We start from the raw sequence: 16083 nt of genomic DNA, 5'->3' as shown, positions 1-16083 counted from the left end.
CAACATGCCCGGCCCCCCGCCGGGCCTATAATTCCGCCTTTCCCCCTGACGAGTTCCACCCCGATGGCGCAGCAAACAATGAAGGCCCTGGTCAAGCGTGAAGCCGCCAAGGGCATCTGGCTCGAAGAAGTGCCGGTACCGGTGCCGGGCCCGAATGAGGTCCTGATCAAGCTGGAAAAGACCGCCATCTGCGGCACCGACCTGCACATCTACCTGTGGGACGAATGGAGCCAGCGCACGATCAAGCCGGGCCTGACCATCGGCCATGAGTTCGTCGGCCGCATCGCCGGCATCGGTCCGGGCGTGACCGGCTACGACATCGGCCAGCGGGTATCGGCCGAAGGCCACATCGTGTGCGGCCACTGCCGCAACTGCCGGGGCGGCCGTCCGCACCTGTGCCCCAACACCGTGGGCATCGGCGTGAACGTCAACGGCGCCTTCGCCGAATACATGGTGATGCCGGCCAGCAACCTGTGGCCGATCCCCGACCAGATCCCGTCCGAGCTGGCCGCCTTCTTCGACCCGTACGGCAATGCCGCGCACTGCGCGCTGGAATTCGACGTGATCGGCGAAGACGTACTGATCACCGGAGCGGGCCCGATCGGGATCATCGCTGCTGGTATCTGCAAGCACATCGGCGCGCGCAACGTAGTGGTGACCGACGTCAACGACTTCCGCCTGAAGCTGGCTGCCGACATGGGCGCCACCCGTGTGGTCAACGTGGCCAATACCTCGTTGAAGGACGTGATGAAGGAACTGCACATGGAGGGCTTCGACGTGGGCCTGGAAATGAGCGGCAACCCGCGCGCGTTCAACGACATGCTCGACTGCATGTACCACGGCGGCAAGATCGCCATGCTCGGCATCATGCCCCGCGGCGCCGGCTGCGACTGGGACAAGATCATCTTCAAGGGCCTCACCGTGCAGGGCATCTACGGCCGCAAGATGTACGAGACCTGGTACAAGATGACCCAGCTGGTGCTGTCCGGTTTCCCGCTTGGCAAGGTGATGACCCACCAGCTGCCGATCGACGAGTTCCAGAAGGGCTTCGACCTGATGGAACAGGGCAAGGCCGGCAAGGTGGTATTGAGCTGGAATTGATGCCGCGAGGTCACGGCCAACGGTCGTGACCTACCCGATTGCGGTAGCTACCGACCGTTGGTCGGTACGAAAAAGGCACCCATCGGGTGCCTTTTTCTTTGGTGATCCAGCGCGCGTTATTGCCCCACGGCGACCGTGAACACCACGCGGTTGTCGGCCAGCTTGCCGGAGTTGTCGCGGCCGTTGCCGTCGGTGCCGTAGTAGCCCAGGCCCAGGGTGAACAGGCCCCAGGTGCGGTTCACACCAACGTTCCAGTCGGTGTAGTCCTGGGCGACGCTGTCCTTGAAGGTGCTGCGGCCGACGTTGGCGGTCAGGTTGAACTCGTTCGGCAGCGCCCACTCGGTGCCGGCGGCGAAGTACCAGCCATCGGTGTCGGTGTTCCAGACATCGTTGGTGTAGGCCACGGTCACGTTGTAGTGCTCGGCGAAGCTGGTCTTGGTGATCAGCTCGGTGTAGGCCAGTTCGCTCGAACCAGGGTAGCTGTAGTGATTGAGCATCACGTCGAAATTGACGCTGTCGGTGACGTCCACGCCGTAGCCGATGAAGTAATCGACTTCGGCATCCGGGCCGCCGTCCCCGAAGTCCACGCCCGAACCCCACACACCGGCGTACAGGCCGACTGGCGAGGTGTAGGTGAAGCCGGCCTGCACGGTCGGATCTTCGTCGGTCTGGGAGACACCGCGGAACACGTAATCGGACACGCCGGTCACGTTCCAGCTGAACGGCGATTCGGCCTCGTCCTGGGCGCTGGCGGCAAACGGGGCAAGCAAGGCGGCGCAGAGCACAGCGGCGGCGGTACAGCGCGTGGCGTGGTTCATGCGGGGTCTCTCCTGGACGTGGGGTGGATGCAGCGCGTGTTTACGGATTTTTAACCTGATTGATATTGCGTTGCAACAATCCCATCTGCAACCGTTTCCTGCGCGGCCCTGTAAAATCCCGCTTTTCCCGTGCCGATGACCGCCTGCCATGACCGATGCCCCGACCGCCCCGCTCACCCAGCACTATGTCGAGGAACTGGAAGCGATCCGCGCCCAGGGCCTGTTCAAGTCCGAGCGCGTCATCACCAGCCCGCAATCTGCCGAGATCACCCTGGACGACGGCCGCACGGTGCTCAACTTCTGCGCCAACAACTACCTGGGCCTGGCTGACCACCCGGACCTGATCCAGGCGGCCAAGGACGCGCTGGACAGCCACGGCTTCGGCATGGCCTCGGTGCGCTTCATCTGCGGCACCCAGGACCTGCACAAGCAGCTGGAGCAGCAGATTGCCAGCTTCTTCGGCAAGCAGGACACGATCCTGTACGCGGCCTGCTTCGACGCCAACGGCGGTCTGTTCGAGCCGTTGCTGGGCGAGAACGACGCCATCATCTCGGACGCGCTCAACCACGCCTCGATCATCGACGGCGTACGCCTGTGCAAGGCCAAGCGCTTCCGCTATGCCAACTGTGACATGGCCGACCTGGAAGCCCAGCTGCAGGCAGCCGATGCCGCCGGCTGCCGCACCAAGCTGATCACCACCGACGGCGTGTTCTCGATGGACGGCTTCATCGCCCCGTTGGATGAGATCACCGCGCTGGCGAAGAAGTACAACGCGCTGGTCCACATCGATGAATGCCATGCCACCGGCTTCCTGGGCGCCACCGGCCGCGGCTCGGCCGAGGTCAAGGGCGTGCTGGAGAAGATCGACATCATCACCGGCACCCTGGGCAAGGCCATGGGCGGCGCACTGGGCGGCTTCACCACCGCCAGCGCCGAAGTGATCGAGCTGCTCCGCCAGCGTTCGCGCCCGTACCTGTTCTCCAATTCGCTGCCGCCGCACGTGGTTGCCGCCGGGATCAAGGCGTTCGACATGCTCGCGGCCGCCGATGACCTGCGCACCACCCTGGCCGACAACACCGCCTACTTCCGCCAGAAGATGACCGCTGCCGGCTTCGACGTGAAGCCGGGTGTGCATCCGATCAGCCCGGTGATGCTGTACGACGCGCCACTGGCGCAGAAGTTCGCCGATCGCCTGCTCGAGGAAGGCATCTATGCGATCGGTTTCTTCTTCCCGGTGGTGCCCAAGGGCCAGGCCCGCATCCGCACCCAGATCAGCGCCGCGCATACCCGCGCGCACCTGGACCGGGCGATCGACGCGTTCACCCGGATCGGCCTGGAGCTGGGTGTCATCAAAGCCTAGAACGGGGCGTTGCCCCGCTGTCGGGCACCATGCAACATCCGGAATGACGCGCATCGCGCGTCATTTCTTTTTCTTCTTGCCCTTGGCGTCTTCCTTGCTCGCCACCACCACCGGCTTGGCCACCGGCGCCGCATTCGGGTTGCCCTTGGCCACCCGGATGCCGTTGGCCTTCATCCACGCATCGAATTCGTCGGCGCTCATGCGCTTTTCACCGTTGCTCATGTGGAAGCGGTAGGCGCCACGCCCATCGCGCTCGGTGGGCTGTATCTCCACGATCGTGTCGGTCACCGCCGGCGGCGTTGCCTTGGCGACCTCCTTGTGGCCGCCGCAGGCGCTGAGCAGCGCGGCAGGCACCAGCAGCCAGGTGCTGCGCAGCAGGGAACGGGTAAAGGGGTGGGCGTGCATGGCATTACTCCCGGTAGTGGACGGAATCTCGGTCGCAGGCCATCCCTTGCCCAATCTCAGGTATCGGCCACGGCCACATCGGCCGTGGCGATCAGCAGGTCCAGTTCGTGCGGCTCCAGTTCGCGCCAGGCGCCTTTGGCCAGCGTGCCCAGCGGCAGCCGGCCGATGCCGACGCGCACCAGCCGCAGTACGTTGATGTCGAAGGCCGCCAGCAGCCGGCGGATGTGGCGGTTGCGGCCTTCTTCCAGCACCACTTCCAGCCAGGCGGTCTTGTCGCCACTGCGCAGCAGGCGTGCCTGGCGGGCGCGCAGGAATTCGCCGTCGTCGTCCACGCCGGTGCACAGCGCGGCCAGCTGCGCGGCATCGGGAATGGCATCGATCTGGACGTGGTAGGTCTTGTCCGGCCCGGTGCTGGGGTCGGTCAGCCGCGCAGCCCATTGCGGGTCGTTGCTGAACAGCAGCAGGCCTTCACTGGCCTTGTCCAGCCGCCCGACCGGCGCCAGCCACGGCAGTCCCGCCCCATCGAAACAGCGGTACACGGTGTCGCGGCCCTGTTCGTCCTGCGCGGTGGTGACCAGCCCGCGCGGCTTGTTGAGCGCGATGTGCAGGCGGCGCGGTGCATCCAATGGCTGGCCATCGACCCGCACCACGTGGCGGCCGTCGATGATCGGGAATTCGGGGTTGTTGATGGTGCGCCCATCGACCGTCACCCGGCCCTCGCCGATCCAGCGCGCCGCTTCGGTGCGCGAACACAATCCCGCCTTGGACAGCACGCGGGCCAGGCCGTGGCGCGGCGCGGTGCCAGCATGGGTCGCAGGTGTGGCGGACGCGGACGCACGCCGCGGGTCGCGGCGTGGTCGAGCGGTTGGCGCGGCTGGAGGTCGACGGTTACGCATCGGGCGCCGCGCGCGTTGCTTACTTCTTGCCGCCCGGCTTGGTATCAGCCGGTGCCTCGGCGGCCGGCGCAGGTGCCGGCGCCGCGGCGGCGGCCGCACGCGGCTTGACCACGCGCACGCCGCGCGACTTCATCCAGGCGTCGAACTCGTCGGCGGTCATGCGCTTGCCGTTCTGGCTCATGTCAAAGCGCCACGGCGTGTTGTCGAATTCCGTCTGCGGCTTGTAGGCAGCCGGATCGTTGGGCTTGATCGCCGGCGCACCCGGCATCGCCTTGGCGATGTTCTGGCAGCCGTCGATGCGCAGGCGCTGCAGCACGCGGTCCAGCGACTGCTGCTGGTCAAAGTTGGAGGTCAGCACACCCGCGGGCATGCCCAGCTGCACGTTGCGGATGTACAGCTCGGACGCCACCGGGGCAATCGCGGTAGGCGGCAACGGCAGCGGCTTGACGCTGGTGGCCGAAGCCGAGCAATCCACGGCTGCGTAGGCGGTGGGAACCAGGGCCAGGCCAAGCGCGGCGGCCAGTGCAATACGCAGCATGGGATGCATCCAGGGAAGAGGTCGACGCGCCGAGTTTAACAGCGCCACAACGGCTTTCAAGATCCCACATTCAATGAATACGGCAACCTGTTGGATTTATTGCTGATTTCGCGCATGGCGCAAAAAAAAACAGGGCCCGGCAGTGCCGGGCCCTGTTCTGAAGCTGTATTACCAGAAGGATCAGTTCTGGACGTTCAGCTCGGTACGACGGTTCTTCGCACGGCCTTCCGGGTTGTCCGAACCATCCGGGTTGGTGTTCGGGGCAATCGGACGGCTCTCACCGTAGCCGATCGGGCCCACCAGACGCGAAGCGGCAACGCCGTTCTTGGTCAGGTAGTCGTACACGGCGGTGGCGCGACGCTCGGACAGCTTCTGGTTGTACTCGTCGGTGCCCTTCGAGTCGGTGTGACCAGCAACCTCAACCTTCAGATCCGGGTAACGGCTCAGGATCTGCGAGGCTTCGGACAGGATCGCCACGGCGTCCGGACGCAGGGTCGACTTGTCGAAGTCGAAGTTCACGCCCTTCAGGTCGATGGAGACCGGCACCGGGCAACCGTCCGGACCGATGGTCTGACCCGGCTGCGAATCCGGGCACTTGTCGTCGCAGTTGTTGACGCCGTCACCGTCGTCATCCAGGTCTGCGCAGCTCGGCGCAACCGGAGCCGGAGCCGGAGCAGCAGCCACCGGAGCCGGGCCCAGCGGGATCACGACGCCGACCGAGGCCAGCACGTCGCCGAACCAGCTTTCGTCCGGAGCGGAAACGCTCTTGTCGTCGAAGTCACCGCGGTAGGCCACTTCGGCGCGGACTGCAACGCGCTTTTCGAAGGTGGTCTGCAGGCCGACGCCGAGCTTGGCGGCGAAGTTGCCGTCCTTGCGCTCACCCGGGCTGTCGGGCGACGGGAAGTTGTTGTATTCCTCTTCCGACTTCTGGTAGCCCAGGCCCATCAGCAGGTACGGGTTCCAGCCACGACCTTCGGAGATGAAGTGGCGACGCAGGTCGATCGAGGCGCCGTACTGGCTCCAGTTCAGGTCCTGGTTGTCGTCGAAGTTCGGGTTCTGGTAGTTCAGCTCGCCGTCCAGCGACCATTTGGGGCTGATGAACTTGCCGAGGCCCAGGGTAACGAACGGAGCGTCGTTGGTCAGACGGTCGCTATCCTGGAAGTTGAAGCCGGCCGAACCGGTCAGGTACCAGCGGTCATCAAAATCCTGCGCGGAGGCTGCCTGGGCAAACGCCAGGCCGCCCAGCAGCGCGGCAGTGAGGATCTTCTTGTTCATGTAATACAGCTCCTATTTCGGGGGTATGAAACCGGTAGAGGCATGGGCCAGCACTACTGCGTCGTTTAAGACTGCCGATTCAGCACGCCACCGCCGCGAACATTATGCTCAGGGGAGTGAAGGCGATGTTAACGGTCACGTAACATGTGAAATCGGCCACCAGACCTCCACCGGGTCCAGCTGGTGGCACCCTATACAGGTTGGTGAACTTCCGCAAGACCCAGCAATGACAAGGGTTTTCGGAACTTTCCCAGAGTTTTCAAGGCCCCGCCACAGTATTTGATGCAGTTTGTCGCATGCTGCTTATTCAGCTGCAGAACAGGTTCAAAAGCGACCGTATGATGAAGGTGTTCACCTCCACGGGAGCCGCCATGAAAGCCGTAGGCCTCACGCACTACCTGCCCATCGACCACCCCGATGCGCTGCGTGATCTGCAGATTCCTGAACCCGGCGCTCCGCTGGGAACCGACCTCCTGGTGCGCGTGCAGGCCGTTTCGGTCAACCCGGTCGACACCAAGCAGCGCGCGCCCCGCGCCGGTGAAGTGTCGCCGCCGCGCATCCTCGGCTATGACGCGGCTGGAATTGTCGATGCGGTCGGCCCCGAGGTCACCGCGTTCTCCCCCGGTGACGAGGTGTATTACGCGGGCGATGTCACCCGGCCCGGCAGCAATGCGCAATGGCAATGGGTGGATGAGCGCCTTGTGGGACGCAAGCCGACCACGCTGGATTTCGCCGAGGCAGCGGCGCTTCCGCTGACGGTGTTGACCGCGTGGGAACTGTTGTTCGAGCGCATGCCATTGCATTTCGATGATCGACGCCACACTGGCCAGACCCTGCTGGTCATCGGAGGCGCCGGCGGCGTGGGTTCCATCGCGATTCAATTGGCACGCCATGCCGGCTTCACCGTGGTGGCCACCGCGTCACGGGACGCATCGGCGGAATGGTGTCGTCGGATGGGCGCCGACCATGTGGTGGATCACCGCCAGTGGCTGCCGGCGCAACTGCAGGCGCTGGGCATCGCGCAGGTGGACGTGGCCCTGAACCTGGCCGACACCGACCACTACTGGGAAGTGCTGGGCGAACTGCTTGCGCCGCAGGGGCATGTGGGCCTCGTCGTGGAACCGCGTGGACCACTGCGCATCGGCGATCCCTACAAGGCCAAATGCATCGGCATCCATTGGGAGTTCATGTTCGCCCGATCGCGATTCCAGACCACGGACATGGTGGAACAGCACCGCATCCTCAACCGGGTGGCCAGCCTGGTCGACGCCGGCGAACTGCGCAGCACCGCGCATACCTCGCTGGGCAGCATCAATGCCGCCAACCTGCGTGAAGCACATCGCCTTCTGGAGGGCGGTGGTGTCACCGGCAAACTGGTCCTCTCCGGCTGGGAGTGAGTACCGGCGCGTGGGTGTACGCACGCGTTCGAGTGCATCTGTATCTGTCGGCGCGGCAGCGCGCGCCCTACAGTCAAACGCCCTGCCGATGACGCCGCCATGCCCACCTCATTGCCTCTGCGCCTGCTGCAACTGCTGATCGGCCTGTTCCTGTACGGCATGGGGGCGGCAGTGATGATCCGCGCCGCGATCGGCGTGGCGCCCTGGGACGTGCTGTCCCAGGGCATCGCGCTGCAGACCCCGCTCTCGTTCGGCGTGGCCACCAACGTGATCGGCGCGCTGGTACTGCTGTTGTGGTGGCCCATCCGTCAGAAGCCTGGACTTGGCACCGTCCTGAACGTGCTGTTGATCGGCCCCAGCGCGCAGTTCGGTCTGTGGCTGCTGCCGGAGGTGCACGGGCTGCTGTGGCAGGTGCCGATGTTCGCGTTGGGGCTGCTGCTGGTGGCGGTCGCCACCGGCTTGTACATCGGCGCCCGCTTCGGCCCTGGCCCGCGCGATGGCCTGATGACCGGTCTGCACGCCCGCACCGGTTGGCCGATCTGGATCGTGCGCAGCCTGATCGAAGGCACCGTGCTGGTGATCGGCTGGTATCTGGGCGGCGACGTCGGTCTGGGCACCCTCGCCTTCGCACTGCTGATCGGCCCCCTGTGCGGCTATACCCTTCCCCTGTTTGGTGCTGTCAAACGCCCCACAGCTGCAGCTGCACCGTAGCGCTCCGGAGCGCGAGGCCCCCGCATTGGCCTTGCGTGCAGGGGCAATCCGGGGCAACCTTCACCGCTTACCGTACGCAAGCGTATCTTCATGTCGCCAGCCGCCGAATCCCCTGCCTACCCCCATCTGTTCGCCCCGCTCGATCTGGGCTTCACCACCCTGCGCAACCGTATCCTGATGGGGTCGATGCATACCGGACTGGAGGACCGCGCCCGTGACTTCCCGCGACTGGCGGCCTATTTCGCCGAGCGCGCGGCAGGCGGGGTCGGGCTGATCGTCACCGGCGGCTATGCGCCCAACGTGGTGGGCTGGCTCAAGCCATTCGGCGGCAAGCTGTCCTGGCCGTGGGAAGTGGGTCCGCACCGCCAGCTCACTGCGGCGGTGCATGCGCATGAGGGCGGGATCTGCCTGCAGCTGCTGCACGCCGGGCGCTACGCCTACCACCCCCTGTCAGTAGCGCCGTCGAAGAAGAAGGCGCCAATCAACCCGTTCACCCCGCGGGCGCTGTCGGCACGCGGGGTGGAACGACATATCGCCGATTACGCGCGCAGCGCGCGGCTGGCCCGCGAAGCGGGCTACGACGGGGTGGAGGTGATGGGTTCGGAAGGCTACCTGATCAACGAATTCATCGCTCCGCGCACCAATCTGCGCAGCGATCGCTGGGGCGGCGACGCCGCCGGGCGCATGCAGTTCGCGGTGGAGATCGTGCGCCGCATCCGCGAAGCGTGCGGCCCGGATTTCATCATCATCTACCGGTTGTCACTGGTCGACCTGGTCGAGGACGGCAGCAACTGGGATGAAATCGTGCAGCAGGCCAAGGCGATTGAAGCGGCCGGCGCCACCCTGATCAACTCTGGCATCGGCTGGCATGAGGCGCGCGTGCCCACCATCGCTACCTCGGTGCCGCGCGCGGCCTTCGCCGGGGTCACCGCCAAGCTCAAACCGCACGTGCGCGTGCCGGTGATCGCCACCAACCGCATCAACATGCCCGACGTGGCCGAACACATCCTGGCCGGCGGCGGCGCGGACATGGTGTCGCTGGCGCGGCCGCTGCTGGCCGACCCGGAATGGGCCAACAAAGCACGCGCCGGCCGCGCGCACGCCATCAACACCTGTATCGCCTGCAACCAGGCCTGCCTGGACCACGTGTTCGAGAACAAGACCGCCAGTTGCCTGGTGAACCCGCGTGCGGTGCATGAAACCGAACTGGTCTACCGCCCCACCACCGCTCCGAAGAAGGTCGCGGTGGTCGGCGCTGGTCCCGCCGGGCTGGCGTGTGCCACGGTTGCGGCCGAACGCGGCCACGCCGTTACCCTGTTCGACGCAGGAAGCGAGATCGGCGGCCAGTTCAACGTGGCCAAGCGGATTCCCGGCAAGGAAGAATTCCATGAGACGCTTCGCTACTTCCGCCACAAGCTGGAGGAAACCGGGGTCCACGTGAAGCTCGACACGGTGGCCGACGTGGCCAGCCTGGGCGGCTTCGATACAGTGGTGGTCGCCACCGGCATCACCCCGCGCCAGGTCGATTTCCCCGGCGCCGACCACCCCAAGGTGGTCAGTTACCTGGACGTCCTGCTGGGCAGGGTGAAGGTCGGCGCGGAGGTGGCGATCATCGGCGCAGGTGGCATCGGCTTCGACGTGGGCGAGTTCCTGGTGCATGAGGGGCCGTCGCCTGCGCTGGATCCGGCACGCTGGATGGCCGAATGGGGCGTGGACCCGCACTTCGAGGCACGCGGTGCCCTCGCACGGCCGCAGCCCGAAGCGCCCGCGCGCAGGGTGTGGCTGCTGCAGCGCAGCCCGGGCAAGCCCGGCGCGCGGCTCGGCAAGACCACCGGCTGGATCCACCGCGCCACGCTCAAGGCCAAGGGCGTAAAGATGCTTGGCGGGGTGGAGTACCTGGGGGTGGACGACGATGGTCTGCGCATCCGCATCGATGGCCAGCAACAGACGCTACCGGTCAGCCACGTGGTGATCTGCGCCGGCCAGGAGCCGCGCCGCGACCTGCATGCCGCGCTGCTGGGCGCAGGCGTGGATGCGCGCCTGATCGGCGGCGCCGATGTAGCCGCGGAACTGGACGCAAAACGCGCGATCAACCAGGGCAGCCGCCTGGCGGCTGCGCTCTGAGTTGGCCGAGGGCACGACCAAGGATATGCCCGCCACCGGCGGGCCCCTCCGGGCCGTCGACAAGCGACGTCAGGAATGGCGCCGCCATTCCCTGCGTGCCCTGCCCGCATTGGAAACCGGTTGGGCGATGCCCTTCTACGGTAGGTGACGACCGTTGGTCGTCACCTGAATGGGCGAAAACGCCCCCCGTCCGAACCTGAATGTCAAGCCTTTCGGTTCAGGATGCGTTGCGAAATGCCCCCCTATCGTGCGCCAACTTTCCCGCTCACCACCCAGTTCGAGTGAGCGCGCGGCCCCCACGTCTTCCGGGTGCCGCTTCCGGGCGGCCCCGATGGCCGCCTCCCCATGACGCCAAGTCGTACCTCGCGCCCCCGATCACGTTGATTGGACGGACAGCCAGGTGCGGCCCATACGGAGCAAGGAGATTTATGAAACTGGCCTGGATTCTCTGGCTGTCGCAGTTGCTGCCCCAGCCGGCCGCCGATTCGTTGTGCCTGAGCACGACCGTCTACCTCGAAGCTCGTGACCAGACCCTGCGCGGCCAGCAGGCCGTTGCGGAGGTGGCGCTGCGCCGCCTGGACAGCGGTCTGTGGGGCGATTCGATGTGCAAGGTGGTCACCGCGCGCAAACAGTTCGCCCCCACCATCGTGGCGCCGGGCACCCAGCTGGGCAACGCCGATGCCTGGGAAGAAGCCATGACCGTGGCCTTCGATGCCGAGCGCAACTGGGCGCTGCCGGAAGGCGAGCGCAAGGAAATCGTGCCCGGCGCCAGCCACTTCGCCGCGCTGGCCATCGCCAGCCCCAGCTGGCGCAACGCCTACCAGGTGGCCACCATCGGCGACCACACGTTCTATCGCGTGCAGAAACTCAAGCCACGCGCGTCGTAACGATCTGTTACGGCCATACCGTTGAGGATGCGGGGCCGGCTCTGGAATAGTGGGCCGCTTACCTTTCCTGCATTCCCACGGAGTTCCCCATGAAGCTGTACAGCAAGCCCGGTGCCTGCTCCACCGCCGACCACATCGCCCTGCAGTGGACCGGCCAGCCGTTCGAGGTGGAACTGCTCGACAAGGACACCCTGAAGGCCCCGGCCTATCTTGCGATCAATCCGGCCGGCTCGGTGCCGACCCTCGTCGACGGCAGCTTCGTGCTGACCCAGAACGCGGCCATCATGGGCTACATCGCCGACAGCTACCCGCAGGCCGGCCTGGGCGGCGATGGCAGCCCGCAGCAGCGCGCTGAAGCCAACCGCTGGCTGGCCTTCGTCAACTCGGACGTGCACCCGGCGTTCTCGCCGCTGTTCGCACCGGCCAAGTTCATCGCCGATGACGGCCAGTACGACGCGATCCGCGACGCGGCCCGCAAGCGCCTGCGCGGCCTGTTCGAGACCGCCAACCGCCAGCTGGCCGACAAGCCCTGGCTGGCCGGCTTCCGCAGCTACGCCGACGCCTACTTCTACATCACCCTGCGCTGGGCGGCCGGCGCCAAGGTCGACCTGACCGGCCTGGACAACCTGGCTGCGTTCAAGACCCGGATGGAAGCCGACACCGGCGTGCAGGCCGCGCTGAAGGCTGAAGGCCTGCACTGAGGACTGTGGTGCGCGCGATCAGCCGATCTCGCGCACCACGTTGTCCTGCGCATCGCGCAGCGCGGTCGGCACCACGTCCACCACCAGCGCCGTGCCCGGTACCGGGTAGCGCCCGCGCTCTGCACGCACCCGCTGCTCCAGCGTGTCCAGTCCCTGCGCGCTCAGTGTGCAGCGCATGCCCTCCCCAACCTTGCTCACGACATCGCGGTCACCGGGCGCGAACTCCCATTCGCGCTCGCGGCTGACGATGGTCAGCGGGTGACCATGGCGCAGGCGCAGCGGCAGCAGTTCAAGCACATTGGGCACCTGCCCGGCACCCAGCACCAGCACGATCTGGTCGCCTTCTTCGCGCCACTCCAAGGTCTCCACGAACAGGACCGCGGTACTGGACCCTTCGCGTTCGCTGCCCGCCTGCAGCTGCCGCACCAGCGCCGGATCATCCAGCAGGCTGGCACGGTGCAGGTCGGTGATCCACAGCGGCATGCGCGGCTCCAGCGCCTGCAGCACCCCATCGGTCGACCAGCGTTTGATTGCCGCCATCTCATCGTCGCTCAGACCGATCACCTGCAGGAACGCCAGGTGACCATTGGGCGTGGCCCGCGCCGGCAGTTGCGGATCAGGCATGAACGCCAGGTGGCGCAGGCAGGTATGGGTGTCCAATGCGATGGGACCGTTGGCATTCATGTGGTGCCCGGCCTCGAACACATTGCCGCTGCCGAAGACATAGCGCGCCAGGTTCTGCAGCAGGTTCATCGGCCAGATCGGCGGATTCTCTTCGCCGATCCCGGCGGCGAGGCGGAAAGTCAGCTCGAACCCGAAGCCGCTGCTGTCGATGTCCTCGCTCTGCTTGTCATACAGCTCGGAAAAGCCGTAGGTCACGTAGTGCCAATGCGGACGCGGTCGGTCGGCGCGGTACACACTGATGCCATCGAGCGGATCACGGCCGCCCAGCGTATACGGCAATGCCGTGCCGTAGTGGCGTGGCTCCTGCCCCGGATACAGCGCGGCCAGGGCCGCGTTGATCGCGTCCCAGCCCGGCGTACCGTTGTCCTGTTCGTCCACGCGCTGCTCCTGGGGTCCCGGAAGGACGCCAATGTACGCCAATCACACCCGCGCTGCGGCGCTGCCGTCAGGCCGGCTGCGTATCGCTGTGCAGCAGCGCGCGGGTTTCCTCCAGCCAGCGGGTGGCCAATGCAGGACTCTTCGCTTTGGATACGGCGGCGGCCATTTCCGGCCACAGCTTTTCCAGGCTGGCCGCATCGGTGCAGCGCTCGATCTTGAGCTGCATGAAGTAGCCCTTCAGGCCCAGATGCCTGCGGACCGATTCGCTCATCCAGTCGTACAACTGCCTGTACAGCACCGGGTCCTGTTCGCGACCGGCGGTCAGCGCCCGTGGCGCGGCCGGCGCCAGCGCGCCGCCCACCACCTCGATCAGGCCCATCTCCGCCAGCTGGGCCAGCGCGTCGTCCGGGGCGCGCAGCCCGGGCAACATCGCGGTCAATTCGTTGTCATCGCGCTGACCATCCACCATCAGCAGAATGGAGCGCAACCCCGGCACCAGCCGGCGCGCACGGTCTTCGATTTCCTGACGGCCAGCGGCCGTCTTGGCATGGATGTACGCCATGTGTTCCCCCTGTTACCTGGTCCCCCTGCACGCACGGCCCCGGCGATGACCGGAACCCGTACGCCCCCTTGCGTTCGTCCAGACACCGGCCCCGGCAGCGCACGCCATCCCCGGCGTGTCGCGCATCGGGCCCACAACGAACACCCCGGCAGCTTACCCGAGGTCCCGCGCGGCGGATAATGCACCGCAGCACGCCGCGGCGGGCTGCAAGCCGGCGCGCTGGGCGTTACCGCCCGAGCGCTCGGCGGATCTCATCCAGCGCGCCGGGGTCGTCCAGGGTGGACAGGTCGCCCGGGTCACGGTGTTCGGCCAGGGCCTGCAGTGAACGGCGCAGGAGCTTGCCCGAGCGGGTCTTGGGCAGGGCGTTGACCAGGTGGATATGCGCCGGGCGCGCGACCGCACCCAGGCTCTGGGTGACCCGTTGCATCATCTCGGCCACCACCGCGCTGCCGTCGCCCTCCACGGCCTGCTTGAGGGTGACGAACACCAGGGGCACCTGGCCCTTGAGTTCGTCCTTGACCCCGATCACCGCCGCTTCGGCTACCAGCGGGTGCCCGGAGATGCATTCCTCGATCTCCCGCGTGCCCAGCCGGTGGCCGGCCACGTTGATCACATCGTCGGTGCGGCCGAGGATGAAGGTGTAGCCATCCTCGTCGCGGATCGCCCAGTCCAGCGAGCTGTACAGCAGTTCCTTGAAGTGGCTGAAATAGCTCTGGATGAAGCGCTCGTCGTCGTTCCAGACGGTGCTCATGCAGCCCGGTGGCAGCGGCGGCACCATCACCAGCACGCCCTTCTGCCCGGCCTGCACTTCTGCGCCGGTGTTCTCGTCGATCACCTTCATGCGGTAACCGAGGTTGGGGAAGCCCGGCGAGCCGAACCGCACCGGCTTGAGGTCCACGCCCGGCAGCAGGGTCAGCGCCGGCCAGCCGGTTTCGGTCTGCCAGTAGTTGTCGATGATCGGCTTGCCCAGCGCATCGTTGATCCAGTGCGCGGTGGGTTCGTCCAGCGGTTCGCCGGCAAGGAACACGTACTTGAGTGCGTCGAGGTCATGGCGACGGATGAAGTCGGCATCGTGCTTCTTCAGCACGCGGATCGCGGTGGGTGAGGAGAACAGCGTGCGCACGCCGTACTGTTCGCACAGTGCCCACCAGATGCCCGGATCCGGGTAGGTCGGCAGGCCTTCGTACAGCAGCGAGGTACAGCCGCCGATCAGCGGCCCATACACGTTGTAGGAATGGCCCACCGCCCAGCCCACGTCCGAGGTGGAGAACATCACCTGGCCCGGCCTGCAGTCGAACACGGTTTCCATCGACTGCGCCATTGCCACCGCGTAACCGCCGACATCGCGCTGGACGCCCTTGGGCTTGCCGGTGGTGCCGGAGGTATACAGCAGGTAGCTGGGCTCGCTCGATTCCAGCCACACCACCGGTACGTCCTGGTCGCCGACTTCGTCGCGCAGGGTGGCGTAGTCGACGTCGCGGCCCGCCACCCTCGGTTCTGCCGGGTCCAGCCCCCGCGACACGATCAGCACGTGCGGCGGCGGCGACTGCGCCTCGGCGCAGGCGGCATCCACCATGGCCTTGTACGGAATCACCTTGCCGCCGCGCTTGCCGGCATCGGCGGCGATCAGCAGCTTGGGCGCGGCATCGTCGATGCGCAGCGCCAGGTTGTGCGCGGCAAACCCACCGAACACCACCGAATGGATCGCGCCGATACGCGCGCAGGCGAGCATGGCGAACACTGCTTCGGCCATGTTCGGCATGTAGATGACCACGCGGTCGCCACGCTGCACGTCCAGCCGCTGCAGCACGGCGGCGAACGCGTTCACTTCGCGGTACAGCTCGCGATAGGTGATCTCGCGGGTGACGTTGGTTTCGGTGGAAATGGCCACCAGCGCCAGCTGGTCGGGGCGTTCGGCCAGGTGCCGGTCCACGGCGTTGTAGCAGAGGTTGGTCTGGCCGCCCACGTACCAGCGTCGGAACGGCGGGTTGCTGTAATCGAGGATCTGCTGCGGCGGTACATGCCAATAGATCCGGTGCGCTTCCTCGGCCCAGAACGCTTCGGGTTCCTCCACCGATCGCCGGTAGACATCTTCGTAACGCATGACAGCCCTCCCAGACAAAGTCATGGGATCGAGCATAGTCCGATGGCGGCGGACGAACTGTCCTACCTTGGTCGTACGGTGCGCGCGCGTTCTGGATCAAACGCGGGTGCCGGTGAATCGAGCGCCGGGCCCCCATACCCTT

At 66.3% G+C, this 16083-nt stretch carries 15 protein-coding genes; 7 read left to right on the top strand and 8 right to left on the bottom strand.

The window, feature by feature from the left end:
• The first annotated feature begins 78 nt into the window (after positions 1-78).
• Positions 79-1101 (top strand): L-threonine 3-dehydrogenase, encoded by a 1023-nt coding sequence (gene tdh / locus ACGFZ3_RS00210; protein ID WP_392917504.1) that lies wholly within the window; start codon positions 79-81, stop codon positions 1099-1101.
• 116 nt (positions 1102-1217) lie between these two features.
• Here the strand turns inward: tdh and ACGFZ3_RS00205 are convergent, their stop codons facing one another.
• The gene (locus tag ACGFZ3_RS00205; RefSeq protein ID WP_282247309.1) at positions 1218-1919 is read right to left on the bottom strand and encodes a TorF family putative porin; all 702 of its coding nucleotides are present in this window, start codon (positions 1917-1919) and stop codon (positions 1218-1220) included.
• A 148-nt stretch (positions 1920-2067) separates the two neighbouring features.
• Between ACGFZ3_RS00205 and kbl the strand changes: the two genes are divergently transcribed.
• Positions 2068-3279, top strand: a complete 1212-nt coding sequence (gene kbl, locus ACGFZ3_RS00200) for a glycine C-acetyltransferase (RefSeq protein WP_392914908.1) — start codon at positions 2068-2070, stop codon at positions 3277-3279.
• 60 nt (positions 3280-3339) lie between these two features.
• Here kbl and ACGFZ3_RS00195 read toward each other — a convergent pair whose 3' ends face one another.
• The 4 genes from ACGFZ3_RS00195 to ACGFZ3_RS00180 form a co-directional block, all read right to left on the bottom strand.
• Complete coding sequence (locus tag ACGFZ3_RS00195; protein WP_392914905.1) at positions 3340-3684, bottom strand: hypothetical protein; 345 nt, start codon at positions 3682-3684, stop codon at positions 3340-3342.
• A 56-nt stretch (positions 3685-3740) separates the two neighbouring features.
• Complete coding sequence (locus tag ACGFZ3_RS00190) at positions 3741-4580, bottom strand: pseudouridine synthase (protein ID WP_392914902.1); 840 nt, start codon at positions 4578-4580, stop codon at positions 3741-3743.
• Between the two features lie 19 nt (positions 4581-4599).
• The gene (locus ACGFZ3_RS00185) at positions 4600-5118 is read right to left on the bottom strand and encodes a hypothetical protein (RefSeq protein ID WP_392914899.1); all 519 of its coding nucleotides are present in this window, start codon (positions 5116-5118) and stop codon (positions 4600-4602) included.
• Positions 5119-5298: 180 nt separating this feature from the next.
• The gene (locus ACGFZ3_RS00180; protein WP_392914896.1) at positions 5299-6393 is read right to left on the bottom strand and encodes an OmpA family protein; all 1095 of its coding nucleotides are present in this window, start codon (positions 6391-6393) and stop codon (positions 5299-5301) included.
• Positions 6394-6764: 371 nt separating this feature from the next.
• On the opposite strand from ACGFZ3_RS00180, the gene ACGFZ3_RS00175 reads away from it, so the two are divergent.
• The 5 genes from ACGFZ3_RS00175 to ACGFZ3_RS00155 all read left to right on the top strand — a co-directional run bounded on the left by ACGFZ3_RS00175 (position 6765) and on the right by ACGFZ3_RS00155 (position 12213).
• On the top strand, positions 6765-7790 hold the full coding sequence (locus ACGFZ3_RS00175) for a zinc-binding alcohol dehydrogenase family protein (RefSeq protein ID WP_392914893.1): 1026 nt from the start codon (positions 6765-6767) through the stop codon (positions 7788-7790).
• Positions 7791-7889: 99 nt separating this feature from the next.
• On the top strand, positions 7890-8501 hold the full coding sequence (locus ACGFZ3_RS00170; protein ID WP_392914890.1) for a YitT family protein: 612 nt from the start codon (positions 7890-7892) through the stop codon (positions 8499-8501).
• 90 nt (positions 8502-8591) lie between these two features.
• Positions 8592-10625, top strand: coding sequence for an FAD-dependent oxidoreductase (locus tag ACGFZ3_RS00165; protein WP_392914888.1), 2034 nt, complete (start codon positions 8592-8594; stop codon positions 10623-10625).
• A gap of 428 nt (positions 10626-11053) precedes the next feature.
• Entirely contained in the window at positions 11054-11512 is a 459-nt protein-coding gene (locus ACGFZ3_RS00160) for a cell wall hydrolase (RefSeq protein WP_392914885.1), read from the top strand.
• Positions 11513-11601: 89 nt separating this feature from the next.
• Positions 11602-12213, top strand: coding sequence for a glutathione S-transferase N-terminal domain-containing protein (locus tag ACGFZ3_RS00155; RefSeq protein WP_392914883.1), 612 nt, complete (start codon positions 11602-11604; stop codon positions 12211-12213).
• An 18-nt stretch (positions 12214-12231) separates the two neighbouring features.
• Here the strand turns inward: ACGFZ3_RS00155 and ACGFZ3_RS00150 are convergent, their stop codons facing one another.
• The 3 genes from ACGFZ3_RS00150 to prpE all read right to left on the bottom strand — a co-directional run bounded on the left by ACGFZ3_RS00150 (position 12232) and on the right by prpE (position 15941).
• The gene (locus tag ACGFZ3_RS00150) at positions 12232-13275 is read right to left on the bottom strand and encodes a suppressor of fused domain protein (protein ID WP_392914881.1); all 1044 of its coding nucleotides are present in this window, start codon (positions 13273-13275) and stop codon (positions 12232-12234) included.
• Positions 13276-13342: 67 nt separating this feature from the next.
• Positions 13343-13837 (bottom strand): hypothetical protein, encoded by a 495-nt coding sequence (locus ACGFZ3_RS00145; protein WP_392914878.1) that lies wholly within the window; start codon positions 13835-13837, stop codon positions 13343-13345.
• A 226-nt stretch (positions 13838-14063) separates the two neighbouring features.
• Positions 14064-15941 carry a propionate--CoA ligase gene (prpE, locus tag ACGFZ3_RS00140; protein WP_392914876.1) on the bottom strand — a complete coding sequence of 626 codons (1878 nt, stop codon included), beginning with the start codon at positions 15939-15941 and terminating at the stop codon, positions 14064-14066.
• Positions 15942-16083: the final 142 nt, after the last annotated feature.

The sequence above is a fragment of the Stenotrophomonas sp. NPDC047960 genome, assembly GCF_043204395.1.
GTDB lineage: Bacteria > Pseudomonadota > Gammaproteobacteria > Xanthomonadales > Xanthomonadaceae > Stenotrophomonas.
This window is presented reverse-complemented; position numbering and strand designations above follow the sequence as displayed.